The sequence below is a fragment of the Streptomyces mirabilis genome (assembly GCF_039503195.1).
GTDB lineage: Bacteria > Actinomycetota > Actinomycetes > Streptomycetales > Streptomycetaceae > Streptomyces > Streptomyces mirabilis_D.
Genome location: NZ_JBCJKP010000001.1, coordinates 1,441,787 through 1,464,518 on the forward strand (window position 1 = coordinate 1,441,787; position 22,732 = coordinate 1,464,518).

Below are 22,732 nucleotides of genomic sequence, written 5' to 3' on the forward strand. Positions count from 1 at the left end.
CCGTGCGGGTGCTCTCTTGCGGTGTGAACGTGTCAGGTCCGGGTGAGGCGGTACGTGGTACCGCTGCTGCTGGCGACCCACGCGTCGGGCAGGGCTGCGGCCAGCGCGTGCTGGGCCCGCCAGCCGGTGCAGTGCCCCGGTGCGATGAGATGTGGTGCGATGTCGCTCAGCGCGGCGATCGTGGGAGCGATGACGGGTTCGAAGGCGGGCCCGCTCAGGTGAAAGCCGCCGAGCAGAGCGTGGAGTGCTGCGACGCCGGTCAGCCGCTGGGCGTGGCGCACGATGTTGATGACCCCCGCGTGGCCGCATCCGGTCAGGACGACCAGGCCGCGGTCTTTGAGATGGACGACGAGAGCCTGATCGTCAATGACCTGCGGGTCGTGCTGCCAGCCGTCGCCGTGCCAGGCCTGGTGCGCCGCCGGCATGCCGTGCTCGAAGTCCGTGGTGCGGTCCACCTCGCCGGTGATGAGAACGCTGCCGTCGACCAGGAGCGAGGGTTGTGTTCGTTCGATGACCTCGAAGCCCTCGCCGGTGAGAGCCTTCTTGCTGAGAGTGGGCATGTCGAAGGTGCTGCGCGCATCCTGGATGCGGCGCCGGGTCCAGGCATAGGGGTGGACAACCATCGGCATCCTGCTGCTGCCGAGCCTGCTGGCAAGCCCGCCGAGGCCTCCTGCGTGGTCGAAGTGGCCGTGGCTGAGGACCACGCCCTGCAGGCCGTCGAGGCGGATGCCGAGGCGGTCGGCGTTGGTGATGATGCCCGAGGGCGACAGGCCCGCATCGAACATCAGCGTCGTCTCCTGGTCGCCGCGCCGGACGGTGACCAGGGCGGAGAACCCGTGCTCGGCCAGTAGACCCACTGCGGTCTGTCCCGCTTCGAACTGACCGGCCGGGGTGGCCACCCGTCCGAAGCCGCTCCTGGTGGTGTGGCCGTCGCCGACAAGCAGGGCGTCGAAGGTGTTGTCCATCAAGACCGTGACACGGACCTCGTCAACGGGCTGGAGGGTGATCGGGTCCACGGCGCTGCCGAGTACGGGACGCGGGGCGGAGAGCGCCGCGTCGTACACGGACGCGTGGGTGGTGTCGCACATGACTGTCCGATCGTGTCGATGCCGGCCCGGAGTGCCGGTTCGCGTCGTTCTGTCCTTGTGTGGTTCAGGCGGTGGGCGGGATGACGACTTCGACGGTTCCGGCGGCCACGTCGTACACGAGTCCTGAGACGAGGAAGTCGGGCCTGCGGACTTCCTGCCGGATGATGCCGACGTCCACGTGCACCGAGCCATAGGGGTCGCTGACGGACTTGGCGGCGAGTTCGCCCCGCGAAATCTCGAAGTACTCGGCGAGGAGGTCCTCGAAGGGCGCCAGATCGGTCATGCCGCAGTCGGTGTGGTGGAGGATGACCAGATTCCAGGGCCCGCTCGCCTTGCCGTCCGGGTTGGCCTCGCCGACCTTGCGGAGCATCGTCATGGTGCGCAAGGTCGCGGGGGTGACGCGGCCGCCCACATTGCGGATCACGGCCGCTTCGCCGTGCCTGATACCCAGGACGTGCGAGGGGTCCACACGCGGGTCGACGCACCCGATGACCATCATGTTGCCGGTGGGGTTGATGGTCAGGCTCGGTCCGGTCCGATACGGCCCAGTGACGAAGTCGGCGTTGCGCCGCACCAGTTCCGCAATGTCGGTCATGACGTCTCCAGGTGATTCGCAGGCTGACGTGCCCGGCCCGGAAGGGTCGGGGACTGGGGCGGCCGGGCCGGCGGGTCGCCCTCCCCTGGTCCTGGCGCAGCTACGGCGCGACGACGGTCTCGACCTGGCCCGTGGCCACGTCGTAGAGGAGCCCGGAGACACGTACCCCTTCCAACCGGGTCTCGGCGCGCAGAGCGGCGACGTCGTGGGCAATGGCGGCGCGCGGGTCGCTGACCGCCTGCTCGGCCAGGCCCTGCTCGTCGGTCTCGAAGTAGGGGGTGAGCAGGTCGGGCTGGTCCTCCAGGAGAGTGATGCCGCAGTGCGTGTGCTGCAGGACGATCACCTCCCATCCGAGACCGAGATCGCCACCTGCTGCCTGCGTCACCTTGCGGAGCATCATCATCTCCTCCAGCGTGCGCGGGGTGACGCGGCCGCCGACGTTGCGGATGGTTGCGATCTCGCCCGGCTCCGCACCGAGGACCGCCTCGGGGTCGACGCGCGGGTCCACGCAGCCGATGACGATCGTCTTCAGGGCCGGCATCATGCGCAGGCCCTCGGTGAACTGCGTCTTCGCGAAGTCGGCGTTGCGGCCGGTGAGAGTTTCAACGACACCCATGGTGTGCTCCTTCAGCTAGTGAGTCCACTTTCTGGACTCAGTCAGGTGTACCGTAACAGCGTGAGTCCAGAATCGATACCAACCCCGCGGGAATGCTCGCTGACCGACGCACTCGAGGTTCTCGGCGACCGTTACTCGCTGCCCGTACTGCGAGAACTGCTGTACGGCTACCACCGCTTCTCCGACCTGGCCAAGCTCACCGGCGCGCCTCGCACCTTGCTGACCGGCCGCCTGCGGCGGCTCGAAGAGGCGGGCGTCATCGTGCGGCGGCAGTACTCGCAACACCCAGTCCGTTTCGAGTACCACCTCACGCAGGCCGGGGTAGATCTCGTCCCCGTGATCCTCACGCTCACGGAGTGGGGAGAGCGGCACACCGGCCACGACAAGCCCAAGACGGTCTTCCAGCACAGCTGCGGAGCCGAGCTGCATCCGCTGGTGACGTGCAACTGCTGCCGCCAGGAGATCCGCCCCGGCGAGTTCGAGGTCGTGGGTGACACACATACCCCGGTGGCGGGCACCTAGCAGGCCTGTGCACGCGGGGCATCGGCACAGTCCGCAGGTACGACCGTCCGGATGGACGGATGCTGCGGACGCAGACGCAAGCCGGGCCGACGAACTTTTCGCAGGCCGCGCCTCGCCGACGACGGGAGCCGCGGTGACCATTCATGTATTTGCCTCCGGACTCGCGTTCCGGCCGGGAGGCAGTCTCGATGGGTTCCGGAGGTCTCGGATGGTCCACGGCTGAGACATTCACCTGCGAGAGGCAGAGGCCTGGGCACCCGTCCACGAAAGTTGGCACAAGATCAACGATGCAACGGGTGCTGGTGCGCCGCCAGTGAGCGTGTGTTGTCGTGCACACCCTGCATAGAGGTGTGCACGATTCCAAGAACGGCGGGGCCGGGACGCGCCCCGCACACCACCCGCGCTGAAAGAGGTCGGCTCGGCTCTCGCCGCCTCGCCGAGCGTCGGCGCAGAGGGCTGCGGCGCACAAACAGGTGAACCGTGTCTGGCCCCGCCCCTGGCCGGCGCAGCTCAGCCCAGGTAGAAATCCCGGCGCGCGGCGACGAACTCCTCGATCGTCTGGGCGGGTACGCCCGTCACACGCATGACGTCGTCGGACGCGCGGTCGTAGCGGTTTTCCTGGTGCAGCCGTGCCATGGTGACGATGTGCTGCTCGATGTGCGGCGGCAGGCCGAGCTTCCCGAGCACCTCGGCCCGCCACCACTCCAGCGGCACCTCCACATAGGAGACCGGTTGTCCCAGCGCCCGTGAGAACTCCTCGGCCATCTCCGTCATGGTGACCGAGCGCGGCCCGGTGAGATCGTAGACGTTGCCGATGTGGGCTGCCGGGTCGCGAAGCACGGTGGCCACCACCCGCACGACGTCAGCGACGGCAACCGGCGACGTCCGCCCGGTTCCAAACGGCAGCGGGATCGTGCCATTCTCCCGGATCGAGCGCGCCAGCAGAGCGGTGAACAGCGGACTGTCCAGAAACGATGTCGGCCTGATGTGTACCACCGGCAGGCCGGACCAGTTCAATACCTGCTCCGCCAACCAGTGCAGCCGCTGCTGGTGCGACTCCGCAGTACTGATGGCGGTCATCTGCGACACCGTCATCTGCGACATGCCCACCCGGGCATTCAGTTTGCCGTGCTCCCGCGCGACGGTGGCCACCACGGTCGCTGCCAGCAGGTGGTCCGGAGACACGGGCATCGCAAAGTACATCTGGCCGACGCCCGCCAGCGCGGCCGCGACGCTCTCGGGACGGGTGAGATCGCCGATGACGACCTCAGCGCCGAACGTGCGCAGCTCGGCCGCACGTTCGTCGTCGCGGCGGACCATCACCCGCACCGGCACGTCCTGCGTGCGCAATTGCTCGATAACGGCGCGGCCCACGCCCCCGGCGCCGGTGATGAGAACAAGGTTGCTGGCAGCCATCTGTCGATCTCCTGATGGGCATCTGATTGACGCGTGATCACACATATGATTGTGGAAAAGCAGTGGGATGTGCAGCGCCGAGGGTGCGCCGCGACGGCCGAGAGTAAGCGTCGGCCACGCGGCTGGAATCGGCCGGTCTTTGCGGGCAACATGCCGCGGACCGTGAAGTCGCCCAGGGAGCAGCTGTCGCCATACTGCCTGAAGCAGGGCTGAATTCTATGCTTGAGAAATCTCAGTTATCTCGCAGGAGTACCTGTGCCACGGCCTTGGGATCGTCCCATTGCACCCAGTGCCGGGCGTCGATCGGATGCATTTGGGAGTCCGGAAACAGCCCGGCCAGGTGTTCTGCGACCCCCGTGTTGAGGTAGGGGTCGTTCACTCCGAAGGCAATGTCGACTGGGAATTGCAGGGACGCCAGCCGACCTGATGCGATCACGTCGTTGGTGATGGCTACGTCGTCGAAGAGCCGGCCTGTCCAAGCCCGGATTGCGTCAAGAGCGTCTGGCTGTGAGGCACTTCCGAAGAACTGAGGAATGATCGCCTTCTGCCGGATGTCCGCTGTGGGCCCATAGCCGAACTGCTGGGCGGTGTACTCCAGCAGCCACTGCCTCTGGGCAGGGTCCTGCATGAGGGCGTCCGCGAGGAGGACGAGATGGGGATCGCCCAGCAGGCGAATCATCTCCGGGAACCGCAAAGTCGGGGAGTCGCCGAAAAAGCAGTTCAGGAGCACCATGCGCGCGACACGGTCAGGATGCGCAAGGGCGTACTCGACTGCGACGGGGCCGCCGGCGTCGTGACCCACGACGATGACCTGGTCGAGGTTCAACTGGTCGATGACGGCCGCGGTTTCGCTGAGGCGCTGGCCGTCGGCGACAGGGGAAGTCTGTGATCGCTCAGACTGCCCGTAGCCGAGGAAGTCGAAGGTGATCACCCTGCGGGGCTGGAGTTCCGATGCGAGCTTGTCGTAGATGGTCGAGTCGTCCGGGTATCCGTGGAGGAGGAGGAAGGGAATTCCCAGACCTGGGTAATCCTTCGCCGCCAGGAAACCCCAAGGTGTCGAGACCTTGTGCCGGACTGGTGCAGGTACTGTCATGACCGCTCCTTGTTCAGATTCCCACATCGACTTGATCGGGTCATTTTCCGAATAGATCATTAGGGCTTGGGGTTCACGGCGACTCGACCCTGGATGCATGTCAGGCGAACGTATGGCAACTCGAGTTGCCGCCCTTGTCAACCTTAATCCCATTTTTTGCGTTGCGCAGCGTGAAGGAAGGGTATGTAGCGGCTATTCGGTATGTAGATGGGATCAGGGGTGCCCTGATCGCACCACCGGAGCCCCGCTGCCGTGACCCTCGTAGACAGGTCGATCCGGCCTGAATTCTCTTCACCCGACGGCAATGCACGGCATTACGAAATCAACCCTTCAATCATTTTCGGGTACGAAAAGCGCATACGTGCTCATTGTGTCCATCGGCATGGCTGGCCGACCAGAGGCGCAGGCGCTTCGTGCAGCTGCTGCAGGGGAGCGTGCACGATTTGAGCATCGGCGTTGGATACCGTCTCTGATTTCTTCTGTGCAGGTTGCAGGTCACGCCATTCACGAGGAGACATTCCGTAAGCCGCGCGAAAGATCCTGCCGAAGTTGGACATGTCGGTGAAGCCCCAGCGACGCGCAACGGTCTCAATGGTGGTGAGGCGAGCAGATGGGCGTCTGAATTCGTTGCGGCATTCTTCAAGGCGATGCGTTCGTATCCAGTCCGCCAGGGAGATACCCCCTTCCGCCATCACTTTGTAGAGGCGACGGACGGACATGTGGTGCGCGGCTGCGACCTGGACGGCGTTCAGGCCCGGCTCCGCCAGGTGAGCGCGGGCGTACTCAAGGATGCGCAGCAGCAACGTGGACTGCAGGGACTCCTTCGCGAGGTGTACGGCATCGAGATGAGTGGTGATCACAGCTCTGAGGAGGTCGATGCTGGGCTGGCCTAGCGCCTCGGCACCCGGGCCGGCGAAGTGACTGTGTCTCGTGGCCAGTTGCCACAGGTGGCTCGCGGTCAACTGCGCAATCGGATCACCAGGGCTGAGGGTGACCGCGGAGATCTGGCTGAGCAGTGCGTGAGGCAAGGCCAGCCGGTTGACCGGAATGCGGAAGAAGTGCTGCCCTATGCCGTTCCGGTCCGCGATGATGTAAGGGAGTGTCGACTGGTAGAGGACGAGGTCGCCGGGCAGCAGCGGTGCCTCACGGTCAGCCTGACTCACGGTGCTGGAGCCCGACATCTGAAGGCCGACGAAGACGCTGGGTTCCAGGTCATCCCTGACAGATCGCGTGGTGCGCCGCACCTGGGTTGCGTTCGACCGGACCGTGCACACGGTCAGCGGTCCTAGATCAGATGTGACGCCGCTCGCCTGCACTTGCCGGCCCCGGGTAGGGAAGTCGATGTCGACGCGGCCAGTGATGTTGGCGATGACCTCGCGCACGGCTTCGGCCCGGTTCTCAGGCGTGAACTCTTGAATGTCCCAGTACCGCACCAAGATCAGCCACCTTTGTTCATGACGGAAGTGCTTTTGACGTCGGGGCTCGCAGGCTTCTGCGACATGTTCACCACCGCGTGCCCACATGCTTCATGGGCAGGCTGCGCGAACAGTGCCGTCGTCTGGACCAGGCCCAGCTCGACCGGATGCGCGAAATGCGCCGATTCGAGCCCCGTCAGCGCACAGCTGCAGTTTCCAGCTCAAGCAGATCCCGACGACCATCTCCGCCCTGGCGGCCCGCAAGCGCCGTGACCATGTGCCGCCGGAGTGCGCGAGCACAGGCCCCCGCTGCAGCAATGGCTCGGCGCGTGTGTATCGACCTTGCCCTCAGCGCCGGCAACAGCGACGACGCCGCTGAGTGACATGGAATGCCCCCTACGCAGGTGGACTAGGCCGTGCCGAGGAATGACCTCACATGGTTTGATTTTTGAACTGCTACTCACGCTAGCGCTGACTGGTTTGGTATGCAAACGGTGACTCGATATGCTGAAAAAAGCCTGAATATCAGGTAGACGGGTACGTCGATCGGCAGGGACAAGCTGGGGCACAGTCGTGGGGCGGGACCGTTGCGGCCGGTGCTCACCCGCAGGCCCAGGCCTGGATCGCCGAGTTCAGCCAAGCCATGCGGCCCTACGTACACGGCGCCTACGTGAACGCCCCCAACATCGGCATGCAGGACTGGGAAACCGCCTACTGGGACGGCAACTTCGACCGGCTCCGCAAGATCAAGCAGAAGTCCGATCCCCGCAACGTCTTCCTGTACGAGCAGAGCGTCCCACCCGCGTCCTGCTGACCGACCGCCGCCCTCGGAACCTCGATTGCGGTCAGGCTATGAATTGCACTGACCACGTCGCTGGGCCAGCTCAGGTGGGTACACGCCGCTGTTCGAGTTGACGGCAGCCTGGACGGCAACGGCGGCGCACAGTCAGCATGGTTGCGTTTCGGGGTTCTGGGGGCGGTCCGAAGACCTACGCGCCGGCACCGAAATGCGGGACCTCCGCAGGCGTCCGGTCGCCACAACACACGCGAGCCGGACGGGATGACGAGCGAGCGTGGTTACGCAGCCCGTCGCGTAGCCGCTGCGCGTCGCTGAGGCGCGGCACTCTTCCTCTATGTCTCATGAGCCACATATCAGCCTGGAGAACCCTGACTGCGGTGCCCGAGACGACGGAGATCGGCGGAGCGGCTGCCGGCGGGCTGGAGGTCCGCGTACGGGTGCAGCCGGGCCCCGGCGGTGCCGTCGGTGAGCGTCCGCTGTGGCGCTGCAGGTTGGGCTGGAGTGGGGGCGGGCGTGGTGCGGCCGAGCAGGTCCAGGGCGGCCTGGGGGCCGTGGTCGCGGCGGGCGGCGGCGACTTCTTCCAGGTCCCACACCATCTCGCCGACGACGGTGCGGCGCGGGCCGCGGGCTTCGACGGTGCCGCGCACCAGGAGCATCCCGGAGTGGAACACGGTGTGCGCGCAGGCGTCGTGGCTGTCTTCGAAGAAGGCGATGTCGACCAGTCCGGAGCCGTCTTCGAGGGTGACGAAGATGACCCGCTTGCCCGACGGGATCGGCGGAGTCTGGGTGGATGCCCGCACCCCGGCCACCAGCACCTTCTGCCCGGGATGCAGGTTGCGCAGGTGGGCGGCGTCGGTGGCATCCAGCTCACGCAGCAGCCGGTGATGGTGCTCCATCAAGTGGTGGGAGACATCGATGGACAGGACGTCCAGCTCGGCACCCAGCTTGTCGCGGCTGGTCATCTCGGGCAGCCCGCTGGAGCCGGCGGTGACCAGTTCGCCGCCCAGGGGGAGCTGCCCGTCGGTGGTGGCGCGGGCGCGGACCTGCCGGTGCAGCTCGGTGGCCTGCAGCAGCAGATCCCGCCGGGTCAGATCCGTGGCGAGGGCGTCGACGGAGCCGATCCGGATCGCCACGCGCGGTCTTGGCCGACCGCGAGACGGTGCGATCGCAGCAGCGTCCATCCGGCCCCGCCCACCACGGCCGTGGCGAGCACGGCCACCAGTACGGGCCACACCACCGACCAGTGCCGGGCCACCCACAACGCGGCGGCCACCGCCACCGCCGCCACCGCCACCGCACCCCAGCCCTGCAGCTGCCTGCGCGTCCGCTTCTTCAAGCGCCGACGCCGTCGACGTGCCGCCATCACTCCCCCGCTCCCCAGACCCGTGATCCGCGGTGCGCACCGGCGGGCGCCGTCCGGCCCGTGCGTGGGCGGGGGTTCATCGGCTGGCCTGGGTGACGCCGCTCGCGAGCTGTCCCAAGATGTTCAAGATCCCCTGGCCCGCCGGGGTGGGTGCGATCAGGACGCCCAGCGCCAGGACGATGACGACGGTCAGCTTTTGGTCGAAGCGGCTGCGGGCCTCCGTACGCCGCCGCAGCCGGAAGAACACGATGACTGCGAGCAGCAGCGTCACGTTGATGGTCAGCAACCGTCCCGACCTCCCCCACACGAACGGCCATCACCATGCGGGGATGGCAACACGCCACCCCAGCCTCCTTATGTAGCGGGGCCTCAGCGATGTTGGGACGGGGTTGCCGACGAATGGCACGAAGCCATCGGACCTGGCCGAATACCGCAGCTGGCTGATCCGCTCGCTGACATGGCGACAACCTCCGTGGCAGGGGTGGCTAATCACGTACGAGCCGAGGGGTTTCCGTGGAGAGGATCCGGGAGCGACGGTCCGCTCCGGCCGCCATACCGCGAGACACCGCATCGCCGTCAACTTGGCTCCCGACATGGGCTCGTTGGTGCGGTAGACGAGCGCCCAGTACACGACCCACTTCCGGCTAATGACAGCCGAGTGCGGCCGGGCCCCCGGGCAGCGTGTCCACGTCGGAGTCGGCGGGGAGCTCGGGCAGCCCGGTGGCGAAGAGCCCGGCGTCCATGCAATCCGCACACGGCTTCAGCCGCTTCCCGACGGAAGCTCTTCCCACCAGCGCTACTGCGCGCGGCCCTACCTGTGCTGCGACCAGTTCCGCGACCGCCGCCCACGCTCAGACGGATCGCAGTGCCACTCCCCCAACGCACGTCCTGTCTGCCAGGGCAGCCGATGTCGCGGAGCCGAGCTTCCTGTCCATCCGGTCATCATGAGCGGAGCGTCGACGGGCCTCTCCGTCGCCAAGCACGCGTCGCCGCGCCGCATCCCGTACATTCCGTCGGGCACGAAGCTGTCGACGGCAGGGGAGCCCGGAGGGCCGGTTCTCCCATTGACTCGTCCCCCTGATTACTCGATGTTGCCAAATCTTGGAAGGGCTGCTCTCTTTCAGGGCGCGAGTTTAGGCTAGCGTGTGAAAATGCGAATCGCGCTGCGAGTATTAGAAGTTGAATGCACTGACCCGATCGCTCTAGGGCGATTTTGGAGTGCCGTGCTGGGTTCTCCCATCGGATCGGGAAGTGATGGGGTAACCATCAGGTTTCCCGGCGACACTCCACAGTTCCTCTATCTCATCGAGGAGCGAGACCGGATACGTCCGCGGAGCCGGACTCGTTTGTGGCTGAGCCCGCTACAGGCGTCGCTCGCTGAGGAAGTGGAGCGGCTGACAGCCTTGGGGGCTACCGTCATCGAAAGACGCTGGCGGCACAAGGAACTCGGGCTGGGCGTGGTCACCTTGGCGGATCCTGAAGGCAACCATTTCTGTGTCGAGTCCGGTGATCGCGAGGTTGCAGAGGCCCAGGAAATTATGGAAAAGGATTGACAGCCGTTGCGGCTGGCGGAAGTTGCCCGCCAGCCGCAACATATGTGAGGATCAGCCGCACCACAGCGTCTTGGCGTGGGAGTGGACTACCTTGCTTCCCGCCTGACCCTGGTAGTGAATTGCCAGAGTGGCTACCGTGGTGTAGGGATGCCTACCGACTACGCCGGCACAGTGATAAGACACCTTGAGCGTCTGGCTTGTGCATGATCGTCATCCGCCGTCCTTGTGTGCAACGTCGCTGAAGCCGCCGTTGGCGATGCTGACCGTCAGGTGGCATTCATCGGGCGCGGGCGAAGAACAACTCCCGAATTTCCCCGATGCGTAGATGGTCTCGCTACCGCTTACTAGGAAATCAGGTTCCTGAGCCGTGACAGCGCAGCTGACGACCTCCCTCATGGGATGCTGTGCCGATCCGACTGCTGCCCGAAGGGTTGCACGAGCGCCGGGCGTGGGCGTTCCTTGCGCGTTGGCCGGCATGGCTGCCGCGCCGAGCATGGCCGCGGTCGCGATACCTGTGACGGCGGCAAGCATGCTTTTCTTGCTCTTCTTCACTTGCTTCCCCCATGCTTCGGAGGGGGCGAAGGGTGACGTGAATGACACTCCCCGATTCCCCCTTCTGATTCACCGAACTCACCGAACTTCCTGGTCAGAGAAGATCCGTTGCGAATTCGGCGTAGCGAACTTGATCTTTTTATACCTGTCGAGCAGTGGAGCGCAAGCAAATTGGCGATAGTGCTCTTCGCGTTTCGTTCCACATGGTGGCCTATTTCGCTCGATTTTACATGCACACAAAACCCCTTCAGCGGTATATACTGGTCGATCTTACGGTAGGGGTGATTATCGAATTGGCCATTCTGGATCAGTTCGCTTCGTGGGGCCGTATACAGAGGCGCCCTGGCCACCTTCCGCTCCCGATAGATGCCAACCTCTGGCTGTTCACGGGCGGCTTCCATCACCACCCCGTCGGCACGCTGGGCAGGCTAGGGCGGATAGTTGGCATTTCGACCGGTTATCGTTGGCCATTGCTGCTCTGAGTCGCCGCACTGCCTGACTGTCGCTCTCCCTGTGCCCACCTGTGTGCGGCTCGAAGTGGCGGTCAGAATGCATGGAGACTGGTCAAGGCGGCGCGCCGTAGGGTTTCACTCTCTGGCGAGTATGCATTGGAGTACGCATCACCGATGAGCGGACGTGGTCTGAGCCACACCGTGAAATTGACCGTGCAATTGCAGGTATATGCAGACCGAGTTCAGAATTCTTCGATCCGGACGTCTGCCCAGTTCGGTAGGCATGGCGCGATGGATGCGGGGTGTGGCGGTGCGCGCCAGCAAAGCATCGATATCTGCATAGTAATCGGGAAGTTGCCTTCCGTTAGAAATATGTGTTCGGAGGTCTGTACGTTTCCCCACACCGGTTGGCTTATCTGTTCCCCGGAGCAACGGTGCTCTAGGTGTCTGCCCGCCCGACCCGGGGACGGAGAAGTCAGGCCGCCGCCTGAAAGGAAGGAAAGACGCCACTATGAACTACGACGTAGTGAGTCTCGTGCTGGCACTCGCCGCCGCGGCGCGCTCGTTCGCGCCCGACGTGTGGTTCTAAGGAGACGTGCGCCGCCTCGCTGGGCGAGGGGGTGGTGGCGCGCCCGCTGATGATGCCTGGTGCGCGGCAAAGTGGCCGGGCTGATCTGGGTCCGTCCATTGAAGGTCGGCCAAGACGCGCTCGCCGGGATCGCCGAACTCGCGAACATCGCCGCCGCGGCCAGCGCTAGCGAGGTTGCCCTCGCCTGGGAGACCCTGCTGGCGAGCTTCCGATCGTCGGCCCGGCGCCGTGCTGGTGCTCTCTCCGGAACGGGAACTTCCTGCACCGGTTCCCCTACAGCGAGCAGCTCCTGTCCCGAGCCCCGGAGGCTGGGCGTTGGTCGCCCCTGCCTGAGGCCGGCCCCCGCGCCGCAGCCCGGCGGTGAGCCGGCGCCGCCGATCCGGGCCGCGGTGAACTTCTCCTTCGCCTCGATCGAGCTGGACCATTCCGACTCGTTTGGCGTCACCGTCGTGCTGAAGGCGTTGGCCTGGCAGCCGCACGCCCAGGGCTACCGCTGCCCGTACGCGACCGATTGGGGCGCCGACAAGACCCGGTGGGGCCTGTCCATCGACCCCACCGAACACGCCGCGCTCTCCGAGGCCCTCAGTATCTGCCCCGACCAGCCGATCACGGTCACCCTCGCCCGCTGACCCCCGCACTACCCCGCGCGTCCGCTCTGGCCGCCGACGGCAGTCCGTCGACGGCCGGAGATTCTTCGTCCGAGGCTCGGACTGGGCTGTGTACGACGCCGTACTCGCGGCCGAAGCGGTTGGCCTCCGCAGCCGAGCCCGTCATCCGGTGCAACCACAACCCGTACACCACGGACCCCATCTGCTCCTGCGTCAGATACAGCCGCCACCGCTTGATCCCGTGATCACACGAGGCCGCACGGACCTGCTCCGCCAGCCCGTCGGCCGGCGGCACCCGGAGCCGGCTGGCGAGGCCGACGAACACCCGCAGCGCCGCCATCTGCGACGGAATCAGCTCCACAAGCTGCCGGTCCGAGGCTGCCTCACCGGGCGGAGGCTCGGCCCGGGGGCGGGACTGGCCGTAGGCGAGAGTGTCGTGGCCGTACGGCGTCAGGCGGGCCGCCCACCGCACGGGCCGACCCTCCAGCGCCGACAGCTCCGCGCGGTCCTCCGAGTGAGGTCGACGCGTGGAGGTCTTCACGGCGAGCCCTCATAGGGGGCAGCCGACGGGACCGAATCCGACCGACCGCGGCAATAACGGATCGAAATCCACCTCATAGTCGACCGAAGCGGCCTGCGCCTGTCGATCGGTATCTCTGCCGCCAACCTCCATGACAGCCACGCCCTCATCCCACTGGTCCGCGGTAGGTCGCCCATCCGCTCCCGACGCAGGCCCGGCAGCGATGTCACCGTGGGTTCAAATCTCACACCCACCGCAGAGGAACGGCCCCTGACCAGGTGCATCGGTCGGGGGCCGCTCTCGTTTGGGCACACCGTGGTTCCCCGGTCTTGCCCGTGGTTCCCCGCCGATTGACGTGCTTGGCCACGGTGAGCACAGTGCGGGCGCAGAGCGGACAAGGCGCGTCATTCCCAGGGCGGCCTTACGCGAACTGGAGGTGCAGCCTGACGACGCCGGAGTTGTTGCCCTTCGTGATAGTCCCGTCGCCTCCGGCCCCGCGGAAGACTCCGCTGCCACCCGTGACGGCAACAGGTAGGATCTGCTCATTGTCACGGAGCTGAATGAACTGAATGCTCAATTGCCCATCGGGCAGCCGCAGGGTGAAAATCCCTTGCGATTCGACCACCGCGTTGGGCCCTGAACCAGTGACCCGCGTCGTGGTGAAGGTGCCGTCCCCGACACCGATCTTCCGACCATTCTGAAACACGTCAAGGCTCAAAATCATCTCGTCGCCGAGACTCGGCCCAGGCGGCCCCCCGAGGTTGAGTTTTTTCACCTGTGCGAACTGCACGCCGAACTCTACGAAACAGTCACCCCTATTGGGGTTGGCGGCGTTTGAGACGTGGCAGGTGTGATGGTCATGCCCACGTTGGGTGGCTGCTGCCGGGGTGACAAGAGAGGCGGAGGCAGTCACTAGAGCGACCGTCCAGATGACTCTTTTTCTCATGGTCGGAGTCCTTCCTCGATACGCGCAGTTCGTTTTGGCGTCAGAGCATGATGGATCCAGGCCAAATGGAGGCCATCAGCAATTACCCGTAACTGATCTGTCGCAATTCGATCCGGGGGGTGTTTCACCCGGTTGCGGCTGTGACCCCAGCGCACTTGTCCACCTCGGCGTGGACTACGCCACCGTAGGAAGGCACGTCCACCCTGTCACTCGAACCCCGCGAAGACGCGCAGGCGATCGCGCAGGAGCACTGATGCGCACCACGCCTCCAGGACTGAGCGTGAGTCCGGGGGGGGCCTGCTGCTTGCCTGATCTGAGCAGCTGGTCTCGTCGCTCTCATCCTGCTCGGACCCGGAGTCCTTGTGTCCTCGCACGGCGACAACCGCGCCGATGCCGCCGGCGAGCAGGAGTCCGGCGCCGCCGAGGATCCACACGGTGGTGTCGGCGCCGGTGCGGGCGAGGGAGCCGGCCGGGGCCTTCGGTGACGCGGAGTCCGTCCCCGTCCGCGGACGGGGACGATCGAAAGGTCAGTGGCCGTCGGGGTGGCCTTTGACCCGCCGGAGGCGCTCTCGGCCGGCTTCTCGGTGCTCGGGCGTGGTGGCGGTCTCGGCGCTGGTGACGGTCACAGTGGCCGGGGCGCCCGGCTCGGCGGTGAAGGTCTTCGTCGGCTTGTAGAGGTCGTAGCCCTCGAGTGACTCGACCTGCTTGATCCAGAACTCGGCCCTGCGGCTGGGCACTGGGAGTTCGCCGGTGGCGGTGCCCTTCGGTCCGGTGGGTGAGCCGGGTCTACTCTCCGCCGCCGATGTTCACGGTGACGCCAGGCAGGAGCTCTTGCCCGTCAGCCGATCCCACTCCGCATTCGCCAGATCCCCACGCCCCTTACAGCCGGCCTGACCCCCACACCCCACCCACGTCGGGAGACCCGAGAAACAGCGCCTACCTGCCGTTGGCGGACTGGCCGTTCAATGCCGGGCCCAGGTCCACCGGGGTGGACGTGGCGTTCGGCGGCGGAGGGAGGACGATCACGGGCTGGCCGGCGGGCGGGACCGGCGGGGTCATGTCCGACTTGGGCAGCTTCGGCGGGGTGGTCTGCTTGAACAGCGTGGTGTCGAAGTCGACCAGGCCGGTCTTCTCCATCACCGTGATGTGGTCCAGGACGGTGTCGTTGGCCTGGTCGGCCAGGGCGCGCACCAGCGTGTTCTTCGTCGTCGAGCGGATCTTTGCCACGGTGTTGAAGATCGAACCGTGCGTCTGGCGAAGAATGTTGGCGAAGTCGATGTCGAACTGCTTGCCGCTGTCCGCCTTGAGGGTGGTGACGAATCCTTCCTGCTGCGGACTGGCCACGTTGGGCAGCGTCACGTTCAGCATCGGCGCGATCTTGCGGCAGGTCTCGTCCAGCGCCGCGTGCCCGTCGACCAGGTGCTGACTGGCGGTGAGGACCCCCTTGCTCTGCCCCTTCTGGAGCCCGATCTGCCCCACCGGGTGCTCCCACAAACCGGCAGCGCGCACCGCCACCACGAAGGCCCGGTCCCCCTCGGTCAACGGCCCCCACTGGGTGTTGGCGATGATCCGGTCGTTCGAGGTCGACACGGTGTCAACTCCGAGCATCGACGGGTAGACCAGCGCGCCCAGTGTCAGGGCCAGCGCGCCCCCTACGAAGATACCGCCCACCATGTTCAGCGAACGCTGCACCGTTCCTCCTGCCCGTCAAGAAATCCGCCGATTCGTCATCGCCCGACTGGGGCGGACGAAGAGCATTACGGGCGCGGTGCCGTTCAGGTTCACTCGGCCCGGAAAATGGTTCATGAACGGCGCCCCGGGGAGGGTTCTTCGGCTGCGGGCGGTGGGAGGGGCGTGAGTGTGCGGGACGACGGCGCGCGGCATCCTCGGATGTTCCGGTGTCAGGGCGGGTTCAAGGCGAGGATGGCCGGGCAGTGGGGGTGTCCTGCGGCGCGACCAGGAGTGTTGCGGCTCATGTCCGAGATGCTTCAGTTCGGCGACGATGCCGTCGGGATGAGCGTGCCGGTGGCGCTCAGCGTGACCGAGCCGTCTGTGCTTGCGACGCGGCCGGAGGTAGGCAGGCGTTTCCGCCTCGTTGCGGCTGGTGGCGATGGTGAAGGCGCGGTCGGTGAAGCGCAGGACGTTGGGGCAGACCGGGACGCGCTCGGCCTCGTAGGTCTCCAGCAGTTCCTCAGGTGCGGCACCCTGGCAGACGACGGCGAGCTGCCGGCCCGGGTTCAGCGCGTCTGGATGCCGGTGTTCATACCCTGCGCGCACCGGGTCCGGGCGCGGCCGTGTCAGTCGGGAGAGCTCGCCGGCAGCCATGGTTCGTGCCATCGCGGATATCCGGCGACGAGCTTGTTCGCGGCCGTCGGTCCCCAGGTTCCCTGCCGGTAGCGCTCGGGGTCGCCGGGCGCCTCCAGCAGTGGCTGGACGATTCGCCACGTCTCCTCCACCGAGTCCTCTCGGGTGAACAGGCTCGCGTTGCCTTGCATTGCATCACTGAGCAGGCGCTCGTACGGTTCGGGTGCCTCACCCAGCTCGGCCGCGAAGAGGAGGTCGAGGTCCACCAGCTGCGTGGCCTGCTTGCCCGGCTGTTTGGCCTGGATACAGAAGTTCATGCCAGGGCTCGGATCGATCCGCAGGATCCACTGGTCGGGCTCGGGCGCGAACCGCTCCGCGAACGCAAGCCGCGGCGGGCGCTTGAACATGATCCGGATCTCGGTCACTCGCTCGGGGAGCGACTTGCCGGCGCGGATGAAGAACGGCACCCCGGACCAGCGCCAGTTCTCGACCTCCAGCCGCAACGCGACGAAGGTCTCGGTGCGCGAGTGCGGCCGCACGCCGGGGACCTGCACGTACCCCTCGTATTGCCCGCGGACGTAGTGGGCCGGGTCGGCGTCGGGGATCGCCCGGAACACATCAACCCGGCGGTCTCGGAGCGCGTCCGCGTCGGCGGCTGACGGCGGCTCGGACGCCACCAGGGCGAGCAGCTGCAGCAGATGGTTCTGCACGACGTCGCGGAGCGCGCCGACCGGGTCGTAGAAGTGCCCGCGGTCCTCGACCCCGAAGTCCTCGGCCATGGTGATCTGCACGCAGGAGACGTGGTCGCGGTTCCACACCGGCTCGAACACGGAGTTGGCGAACCGCAGGAACAGGATGTCCATCGCCGGCTCTTTGCCGAGGAAGTGGTCGATCCTCAGCAGCTGATCCTCGTCGAGGAGCTGACGCAGCTCGGCGTTGAGGGCGCGCGCCGACGCGAGGTCGTGCCCGAACGGTTTCTCCACGACAACCCGGGCGCCCTTGGTCAGCCCGACGCCTGCCAGGCCCCCGACCACCCGGGCAAACAGCGACGGTGGGATCTCCAGGTAGAAAACGGGGTGTCGCCTGCCGTCGACCTCCCGGGCGAGGCGATGGAACGTCTCCTCGTCGGCGTAATCGCCCTGCACATAGCTGAGTCGGGCGGCGAACCGGGCGAAGACGCTGTCGTCGAGCGGCTCGCCCGCTGCCTTGATCGCCGCGCGGGCGTGGTCACGCAGCGCGTCGTCGGACCAACCGTCGCGCGCCACGCCGACGATCGGGCAGGTCAGCAGCTTGCGCCGCTCAAGCCGATAGAGCGAGCGAAACGTCATCTTTCGCGCGAGGTCGCCAGTGATCCCGAAAATGACCAGCACGTCTGCGGGAACGTTCGACGAGTTCAAAGCCATCTGATCCCCCTTACGGGGCCGGCACGGCACTAGGGTCGGGCGTCATGAGGGTCGGGCGTCATGGTCATGCTGGCGGCTGGGCGCCGGCGCGAGCCGGGACCTGGCCGGCCGCCGTGTCCGCGAGGACGAGCGACGCCGCCGCCTCGACCCGGCCGGCGGGAATCGACCGGTCTCCCGCAACGAGCCTCGAGAGCGGTTCGCGCTTGTCCGCTCCGGTGATGAACCAGAGCACTTGCTGGGCGCGGGCGAGCGCAGGATAGAGCCGCGCGAACATCGCCCATGGCGTGTGCCCCCCGCTGACGGCGAACGTGAATCGGCCGTGGGCTTGCACGCAGGTCCGGGCCAGCCGCGCCACGAACGCCGCCGCGGTGCCGGCGACGGCATCGGGGTCGGCGACGACTTGGAGTTCGTGCTGCACAGCCCTCAGCCCTTCTTTTCGGCGTGCCCGCCGAACTCCGAGCGCATCGCCGAGAGGATCTTGTCGGTGAACTCCCCGGCCTCCCTGGACTCGAAGCGCTCGTAGAGCGAGGTGGTGATGACCGGTGCCGGGACGCCTTCGTCCACCGCGGCGAGGACGGTCCAACGGCCTTCCCCGGAGTCGGAGACCCGCCCGGCGAAGCCGTCGAGGGAGGGCGAGCCGGCGAAGGCGTCGGCGATCAGGTCGACCAGCCACGAGCCGACGACCGAGCCGCGCCGCCAGACCTCGGCCACCTCTCCGACGTCGATGTCGTACTGGTAGGCCCACGCGTCGCGCAGGGGCGTCGTCTCCGCGTCGACGTCTTGCCGGCCCTTGCCGACGTCCGCGCGTTTGATGATGCTGAGGCCCTCGGCGATCGCGGCCATCATCCCGTACTCGACCCCGTTGTGGACCATCTTCACGAAGTGCCCGGCGCCGTTCGGCCCGCAGTGCAGGTACCCGAGCGGGGCGGTGCCGTCGGTACGGGTCCGGCTCGGCGTCGGCTCGGCGCAGCCCTCGCCGGGAGCGATCGTCTTGAAGATCGGGTCCAGATGGGCCACGACCTCGTCCTCACCGCCGATCATCAAGCAGTAGCCGCGCTCCAGGCCCCAGACCCCACCGCTGGTCCCGCAGTCGACATAGTGCAGCGACTTGTCGGCAAGACGCTTGGCGCGTGTGATGTCGTCGCGGTAGTAGGAATTGCCGCCGTCGATCAGGATGTCACCGGGCTCCAGCAACGGCTCGAGCTGGCCGAGGATGGAGTCGACGATCGCGGCCGGAAGCATGAGCCATACGGCCCGTGGCTTGTCCAGTTTCGCGACGAAGTCCCGGGTGAGTCCGCGCCCGTCGCGCCCTCGCCGACCAGTTCGGCGACGGCGTCGGCGTCGACGTCGGACACGACGCAACTGTGGCCGTCTCTCATCAGCCGACGCACCAGGTTCGCCCCCATCCGGCCGAGCCCGATCATCCCGAGCTGCATGGGCTTGTCTGTCGCCATCTGGCGCCTCCTAGTCCTTGAGCGTGCGGTAGTGCCGCATCAGCGCGTTCGTGGACGAGTCGTGTCCGCGTTCGGGGTCGGTCGCGCTCTCGAGCTGCGGGATGATCGCGACAGCAAGCACGTCGCCGAGCTCGACGCCCCACTCAACGGAACGCCCGAGGCGATGGCCTCCTCGATCTCCGGCAGCCCCTCGGGCGTCCCGGGGATCTCGCTGAAGAGGTTGCGCCGGGCGGCCCTTGCGTGCGGTGCCTTGGCGTCCGCCACCGTTCGCTGCGTGTCGTAGGCGAGCAGCGTCCCCGGACGGCCGGAGTCGGCCGCCTGGATGGCGTCCATGCACAGAGTGCGGATCGTGTTGACGGAAAGTGTTTCCAGGTCCTTGTTGCTCAACGCGAGCCTCCCTGAAGGTGCCGCCTCTGCGCTCATGTCGAGTGCGGCAGACTAGGGTTGAGCTTTCCCGGCCGGGGCGAAGAGCGCCGCGCCGACAATGCCCGCATCGTTCAACAGCTGCGCCGGTACGATCTCGGTCCTGAGCTCGAGGTACGGCAGGAACTTGTCGGCCTTCTTGCTGACGCCGCCGCCGATGACAATCAGGTCGGGCCACAACAGCCGCTGGACGAGCTCGAGATATTTCTCCAGACGGTGCGCCCATTTCTTCCAGGACAGGTCGTCGTGCTCGCGCACCGACTCCGCGGCCCAGTCCTCGGCATCCTCGTGGTGCAACGGCAGGTGCCCCAGCTCGCTGTTGGGCACCAGGAACCCGTCGGAGAAGACGGCGCTGCCGATACCGGTGCCGAGCGTCACCATCACGACGACGCCCTTGCGTCCCTTGCCGGCGCCGAAGCGCATCTCGGCGATCCCGGCCGCGTCCGCGTCGTTCACCACCCTCACGTCGCGGCCGGTCGCTCGTGCGAAGAGCTGGGCCGCGTCCGTCTCCATCCAGGCCGGGTCGATATTGGACGTCGTCTGGACTTTGCCTCCCCGGATGACTGCCGGGAGCGTCAGCCCGACCGGCCCTGGGACGCCGATCTGGGTGAGCACCTGCACGACCACGTCCGCGACTGCCCCCGGGGTCGCCGGATGCGGGGTCGGGATCCGGACCCGCTCACCGATGAGGCTGCCGAGCTCGAGGTCGACCGGCGCTCCCTTGATACCGGTTCCGCCGATGTCGATCCCCACCACGTGGGCCGTCTTGTCCAGACTCGCCTGCGCCACTGCCCGCTCCCCTCAGGGGCCGGCCCAAAATGCGTTGTGTGAATTTTGGACGTCAGGCCCCATAAGAGCTTCGCCATGTAATCCTCAACGCTCGCACATGTCCTTTATATTCGCCACATCACTCTTACAGGGTTATATCGAAACCCAAGGGGTATACCCAAGCATTGCGCGCCCTGAAGAGCATTGACCTTCCCCCTCTGTTCGAGAGGAACGCGACTGCGACTCGTTGCCGACCGCGACGGTACCCTCCAGCAACTTTCGGAAATCAAGCCGACTGCGAACCCGTCCCACAGGCCCCCGCATCCATGAGCCGTTGCCTCTTCCCACCCGGACCGGCCGCGACCAGAGCTTACGGAGGCGTGATGCCAACCACCCCGATCCGCCTGCTTCTTGCCGACGTCGACGGCACCTTGGTCACGAGCGACAAGGTCCTCACCGACCGCGCCGTCCGTGCGGTCCACAAGCTCCACGACGCAGGCGTCCTCTTCGCGGTGACCAGCGGGAGACCACCCCGCGGCATGTCCATGATCATCGAGCCCTTGGCCCTGACCACTGAACTCGCCGCCTTCAACGGTGGTCTCATCGTCAACCCGGATATGACCGTCGTCGAACAGCAGGTCATTCCCGCGGAGGTGGTGGCCCCGGTCGTCGCGCTGATGGAGTCGTTCGGCCTCAGCGTCTGGATCTACCGGGGTGCCGACTGGTACGTCCGCGACGTGAAGGGGCCGCACGTGGATCGCGAGAGCTGGACGGTGCAGTTCGCGCCGACGCTCGTCCCCGACTTCGACGGTCTCGAGCAGGGCACCGCCAAGGTCGTCGGGGTCAGCGATGACCACCAGGTCGTCGAGGCGGCCGCGGTCGCAGCTCGCGCGCAGTTCGGCGACCATGTCTCGGCCGCCCGTTCGCAGCCCTACTACCTCGATGTGACCCATCCGCAGGCCAACAAGGGCGGTGTCGTCAAGTACTGGTCGGCCAAGCTCCAGATTTCCCCCGACCAGATCGCCACGATCGGCGACATGCCCAACGACGTACTGATGTTCGCCCACTCGGGACTGTCCATCGCGATGGGCAACGCAAGCCACGAGGTCCAGCGCGCGGCCAGGCGGGTGACGACGAGCAACGAGGAGGAGGGCTTCGCGAACGCGGTCGAGCAGTTCGTCCTCTGACCCGCGGCACCGCAAGCCCGGGCCTGGCCGCCCTCAACCTGAGACCTGGCCCAAGGAGGAGGACCGTGAGCGTCGAGCATGAGAAGCAACGTGCCGCCGAGGCCGCGGCCGAGCTGGTAGAGGACGGCATGACCATCGGCCTCGGCACCGGCTCGACCGTCGCCCACCTCCTGCCTGCGCTGGCCCGCCGCGGTCTGTCACTGCGGTGTGTCGCGACGTCGCCGCAGACCGAGGAGGCGGCCCTGATGCTCGATCTGCGGGTTGAACCGTTCGGCAGCATCGACCGCTTCGACATCGCGATTGACGGTGCGGACCAGATAACGCCGGACGGCTGGCTGGTCAAGGGCGGCGGCGCCGCGCACACCAGGGAGAAGATTGTCGCGGCGGCCGCTGCCCGCTTCGTCGTGATCGCCGACTCGAGCAAGCGAGTGACAGCGCTGCACCCGCCGGTCCCGCTCGAGCTGCTCGCATTCGGGCTGGCCGCGACCATGCGCCTGCTCCACCCGGTCTCCCTGCGCGACGTGCCACGCAGCCCCGACGGCGGCGTCATCGCGGACCACCACGGTGCCGTCGACGACCCCGCGGGCCTGGCGGCGCTGCTCGGCGCCACCCCCGGCGTCGTCGAGCACGGCCTGTTCCCTCCGACGCTGGTCGCCGACGTATTCGTCGCCCGCGGCGACTCGGTCGAGCACCACAATCATGCCAAGTCCCGTGGATGAGAGGATATTCGGTGTGGACGGTCTGCCCTGTGTCCCCTCCGCTCCGACGTCCGGTCCTCCGCCAGCTTCTCTGCCACCGGTTCCCGCACCTGCTTGATTCCCGGCCCACCGTGATGAGTGGGGGTGGGCGTGCGCCGTGCCGAATGAACGAGGAGGCCATGGGTGCCCTTTGGCGGTGAGCCGTGCCTGATCAGACCTGGTCACAGACGCCTTCACGTGCAACGTTGCAGCCCGGCCGGAATCGACCACCCCGAGACGCGCCCCTTCCTCTGGGTCGCTCCTGCCCAGGGCGCACCAACCACGTCTTACGGACGCGCGCTCCAAACCGCCCGATGAAGTTCCACCAC

At 66.7% G+C, this 22,732-nt stretch carries 23 protein-coding genes and 3 pseudogenes; 7 read left to right on the top strand and 19 right to left on the bottom strand.

Annotation, left to right across the window (positions count from 1 at the left end):
- Positions 1 to 32: 32 nt before the first annotated feature.
- The 3 genes from AAFF41_RS07145 to AAFF41_RS07155 all read right to left on the bottom strand — a co-directional run bounded on the left by AAFF41_RS07145 (position 33) and on the right by AAFF41_RS07155 (position 2,299).
- Entirely contained in the window at positions 33 to 1,088 is a 1,056-nt protein-coding gene (locus AAFF41_RS07145; RefSeq protein ID WP_343323711.1) for an MBL fold metallo-hydrolase, read from the bottom strand.
- Between the two features lie 64 nt (positions 1,089 to 1,152).
- Complete coding sequence (locus AAFF41_RS07150; protein ID WP_343323712.1) at positions 1,153 to 1,683, bottom strand: carbonic anhydrase; 531 nt, start codon at positions 1,681 to 1,683, stop codon at positions 1,153 to 1,155.
- A gap of 100 nt (positions 1,684 to 1,783) precedes the next feature.
- Positions 1,784 to 2,299 carry a carbonic anhydrase gene (locus tag AAFF41_RS07155; protein ID WP_328756171.1) on the bottom strand — a complete coding sequence of 172 codons (516 nt, stop codon included), beginning with the start codon at positions 2,297 to 2,299 and terminating at the stop codon, positions 1,784 to 1,786.
- Between the two features lie 60 nt (positions 2,300 to 2,359).
- On the opposite strand from AAFF41_RS07155, the gene AAFF41_RS07160 reads away from it, so the two are divergent.
- Positions 2,360 to 2,821 carry a winged helix-turn-helix transcriptional regulator gene (locus tag AAFF41_RS07160; protein WP_343323713.1) on the top strand — a complete coding sequence of 154 codons (462 nt, stop codon included), beginning with the start codon at positions 2,360 to 2,362 and terminating at the stop codon, positions 2,819 to 2,821.
- A 510-nt stretch (positions 2,822 to 3,331) separates the two neighbouring features.
- Here AAFF41_RS07160 and AAFF41_RS07165 read toward each other — a convergent pair.
- From AAFF41_RS07165 to AAFF41_RS07175, 3 genes are all read right to left on the bottom strand, one after another.
- On the bottom strand, positions 3,332 to 4,237 hold the full coding sequence (locus AAFF41_RS07165) for an NmrA family NAD(P)-binding protein (RefSeq protein WP_343323714.1): 906 nt from the start codon (positions 4,235 to 4,237) through the stop codon (positions 3,332 to 3,334).
- 232 nt (positions 4,238 to 4,469) lie between these two features.
- Positions 4,470 to 5,330 (bottom strand): alpha/beta fold hydrolase, encoded by an 861-nt coding sequence (locus tag AAFF41_RS07170; RefSeq protein ID WP_328983084.1) that lies wholly within the window; start codon positions 5,328 to 5,330, stop codon positions 4,470 to 4,472.
- Between the two features lie 365 nt (positions 5,331 to 5,695).
- Positions 5,696 to 6,763: a helix-turn-helix domain-containing protein gene (locus AAFF41_RS07175; protein ID WP_328983085.1), complete on the bottom strand. Its 1,068-nt coding sequence runs from the start codon at positions 6,761 to 6,763 to the stop codon at positions 5,696 to 5,698.
- Positions 6,764 to 7,388: 625 nt separating this feature from the next.
- Between AAFF41_RS07175 and AAFF41_RS07180 the strand changes: the two genes are divergently transcribed.
- Positions 7,389 to 7,559 carry a BBE domain-containing protein gene (locus AAFF41_RS07180; RefSeq protein WP_343323715.1) on the top strand — a complete coding sequence of 57 codons (171 nt, stop codon included), beginning with the start codon at positions 7,389 to 7,391 and terminating at the stop codon, positions 7,557 to 7,559.
- Between the two features lie 338 nt (positions 7,560 to 7,897).
- On the opposite strand, the pseudogene AAFF41_RS07185 reads toward AAFF41_RS07180, so the two are convergent.
- From AAFF41_RS07185 to AAFF41_RS07195, 3 genes and pseudogenes are all read right to left on the bottom strand, one after another.
- A pseudogene (locus AAFF41_RS07185) lies at positions 7,898 to 8,671 on the bottom strand (OB-fold nucleic acid binding domain-containing protein); the annotation flags it as partial.
- Positions 8,632 to 8,880 carry a hypothetical protein gene (locus tag AAFF41_RS07190; RefSeq protein WP_343323716.1) on the bottom strand — a complete coding sequence of 83 codons (249 nt, stop codon included), beginning with the start codon at positions 8,878 to 8,880 and terminating at the stop codon, positions 8,632 to 8,634. The pseudogene AAFF41_RS07185 and the gene AAFF41_RS07190, both read right to left, overlap by 40 nt.
- A 103-nt stretch (positions 8,881 to 8,983) precedes the next feature.
- Positions 8,984 to 9,193, bottom strand: coding sequence for a hypothetical protein (locus AAFF41_RS07195; protein WP_343323717.1), 210 nt, complete (start codon positions 9,191 to 9,193; stop codon positions 8,984 to 8,986).
- 865 nt (positions 9,194 to 10,058) lie between these two features.
- Here AAFF41_RS07195 and AAFF41_RS07200 point away from each other — a divergent pair.
- Positions 10,059 to 10,460: a VOC family protein gene (locus AAFF41_RS07200; protein ID WP_343323718.1), complete on the top strand. Its 402-nt coding sequence runs from the start codon at positions 10,059 to 10,061 to the stop codon at positions 10,458 to 10,460.
- Positions 10,461 to 10,670: 210 nt separating this feature from the next.
- Here the strand turns inward: AAFF41_RS07200 and AAFF41_RS07205 are convergent, their stop codons facing one another.
- Complete coding sequence (locus AAFF41_RS07205) at positions 10,671 to 11,012, bottom strand: hypothetical protein (protein ID WP_343323719.1); 342 nt, start codon at positions 11,010 to 11,012, stop codon at positions 10,671 to 10,673.
- A 1,100-nt stretch (positions 11,013 to 12,112) separates the two neighbouring features.
- Here AAFF41_RS07205 and AAFF41_RS07210 point away from each other — a divergent pair.
- Entirely contained in the window at positions 12,113 to 12,682 is a 570-nt protein-coding gene (locus AAFF41_RS07210) for a hypothetical protein (RefSeq protein ID WP_343323720.1), read from the top strand.
- Here the strand turns inward: AAFF41_RS07210 and AAFF41_RS07215 are convergent.
- A complete protein-coding gene (locus tag AAFF41_RS07215; protein WP_343323721.1) occupies positions 12,666 to 13,202 on the bottom strand; it encodes a DUF6417 family protein in 537 nt (178 codons plus the stop codon). The genes AAFF41_RS07210 and AAFF41_RS07215 overlap by 17 nt on opposite strands.
- A 1-nt stretch (position 13,203) precedes the next feature.
- On the opposite strand from AAFF41_RS07215, the pseudogene AAFF41_RS07220 reads away from it, so the two are divergent.
- Positions 13,204 to 13,340 (top strand): annotated as a pseudogene (locus AAFF41_RS07220) (IS5/IS1182 family transposase); the annotation flags it as partial.
- Positions 13,341 to 13,602: 262 nt separating this feature from the next.
- On the opposite strand, the gene AAFF41_RS07225 reads toward AAFF41_RS07220, so the two are convergent.
- The 8 genes and pseudogenes from AAFF41_RS07225 to ppgK form a co-directional block, all read right to left on the bottom strand.
- On the bottom strand, positions 13,603 to 14,127 hold the full coding sequence (locus AAFF41_RS07225) for a hypothetical protein (RefSeq protein WP_319745835.1): 525 nt from the start codon (positions 14,125 to 14,127) through the stop codon (positions 13,603 to 13,605).
- 527 nt (positions 14,128 to 14,654) lie between these two features.
- Positions 14,655 to 14,864, bottom strand: a complete 210-nt coding sequence (locus AAFF41_RS07230) for a hypothetical protein (RefSeq protein ID WP_319745833.1) — start codon at positions 14,862 to 14,864, stop codon at positions 14,655 to 14,657.
- Between the two features lie 199 nt (positions 14,865 to 15,063).
- Positions 15,064 to 15,801, bottom strand: coding sequence for a DUF4142 domain-containing protein (locus AAFF41_RS07235; RefSeq protein WP_319746091.1), 738 nt, complete (start codon positions 15,799 to 15,801; stop codon positions 15,064 to 15,066).
- Between the two features lie 33 nt (positions 15,802 to 15,834).
- On the bottom strand, positions 15,835 to 16,464 hold the full coding sequence (locus AAFF41_RS07240) for an FAD-dependent monooxygenase (RefSeq protein WP_343323722.1): 630 nt from the start codon (positions 16,462 to 16,464) through the stop codon (positions 15,835 to 15,837).
- Positions 16,425 to 17,834, bottom strand: a complete 1,410-nt coding sequence (zwf, locus tag AAFF41_RS07245; RefSeq protein WP_343323723.1) for a glucose-6-phosphate dehydrogenase — start codon at positions 17,832 to 17,834, stop codon at positions 16,425 to 16,427. Before zwf ends, AAFF41_RS07240 begins: the two co-directional genes overlap by 40 nt.
- Before the next feature lie 64 nt (positions 17,835 to 17,898).
- Positions 17,899 to 18,252: a 6-phosphogluconolactonase gene (locus AAFF41_RS07250; protein WP_343323724.1), complete on the bottom strand. Its 354-nt coding sequence runs from the start codon at positions 18,250 to 18,252 to the stop codon at positions 17,899 to 17,901.
- Positions 18,253 to 18,257: 5 nt separating this feature from the next.
- Positions 18,258 to 19,288 (bottom strand): annotated as a pseudogene (gene gnd / locus AAFF41_RS07255) (phosphogluconate dehydrogenase (NAD(+)-dependent, decarboxylating)).
- A 438-nt stretch (positions 19,289 to 19,726) separates the two neighbouring features.
- Positions 19,727 to 20,500, bottom strand: a complete 774-nt coding sequence (gene ppgK, locus AAFF41_RS07260; RefSeq protein WP_319745825.1) for a polyphosphate--glucose phosphotransferase — start codon at positions 20,498 to 20,500, stop codon at positions 19,727 to 19,729.
- A 362-nt stretch (positions 20,501 to 20,862) separates the two neighbouring features.
- On the opposite strand from ppgK, the gene AAFF41_RS07265 reads away from it, so the two are divergent.
- Both AAFF41_RS07265 and rpiA read left to right on the top strand, forming a co-directional pair.
- Positions 20,863 to 21,666, top strand: a complete 804-nt coding sequence (locus AAFF41_RS07265; protein ID WP_319745823.1) for a Cof-type HAD-IIB family hydrolase — start codon at positions 20,863 to 20,865, stop codon at positions 21,664 to 21,666.
- 65 nt (positions 21,667 to 21,731) lie between these two features.
- A complete protein-coding gene (rpiA, locus tag AAFF41_RS07270) occupies positions 21,732 to 22,385 on the top strand; it encodes a ribose 5-phosphate isomerase A (protein WP_319745821.1) in 654 nt (217 codons plus the stop codon).
- The last annotated feature ends 347 nt before the right edge of the window (positions 22,386 to 22,732 follow it).

Excerpts from the sequence above, each read along its gene's own strand:
- AAFF41_RS07145 (WP_343323711.1), bottom strand. The coding sequence starts at position 1,088 with ATGTGCGACACCACCCACGCGTCCGTGTACGACGCGGCGCTCTCCGCC.
- AAFF41_RS07150 (WP_343323712.1), bottom strand. The coding sequence starts at position 1,683 with ATGACCGACATTGCGGAACTGGTGCGGCGCAACGCCGACTTCGTCACT.
- AAFF41_RS07155 (WP_328756171.1), bottom strand. The coding sequence starts at position 2,299 with ATGGGTGTCGTTGAAACTCTCACCGGCCGCAACGCCGACTTCGCGAAG.
- AAFF41_RS07165 (WP_343323714.1), bottom strand. The coding sequence starts at position 4,237 with ATGGCTGCCAGCAACCTTGTTCTCATCACCGGCGCCGGGGGCGTGGGC.
- AAFF41_RS07170 (WP_328983084.1), bottom strand. The coding sequence starts at position 5,330 with ATGACAGTACCTGCACCAGTCCGGCACAAGGTCTCGACACCTTGGGGT.
- AAFF41_RS07180 (WP_343323715.1), top strand. The coding sequence starts at position 7,389 with ATGCGGCCCTACGTACACGGCGCCTACGTGAACGCCCCCAACATCGGC.
- AAFF41_RS07200 (WP_343323718.1), top strand. The coding sequence starts at position 10,059 with ATGCGAATCGCGCTGCGAGTATTAGAAGTTGAATGCACTGACCCGATC.
- AAFF41_RS07225 (WP_319745835.1), bottom strand. The coding sequence starts at position 14,127 with ATGAGAAAAAGAGTCATCTGGACGGTCGCTCTAGTGACTGCCTCCGCC.
- AAFF41_RS07235 (WP_319746091.1), bottom strand. The coding sequence starts at position 15,801 with ATGGTGGGCGGTATCTTCGTAGGGGGCGCGCTGGCCCTGACACTGGGC.
- AAFF41_RS07240 (WP_343323722.1), bottom strand. The coding sequence starts at position 16,464 with ATGGCACGAACCATGGCTGCCGGCGAGCTCTCCCGACTGACACGGCCG.
- zwf (WP_343323723.1), bottom strand. The coding sequence starts at position 17,834 with ATGGCTTTGAACTCGTCGAACGTTCCCGCAGACGTGCTGGTCATTTTC.
- AAFF41_RS07265 (WP_319745823.1), top strand. The coding sequence starts at position 20,863 with ATGCCAACCACCCCGATCCGCCTGCTTCTTGCCGACGTCGACGGCACC.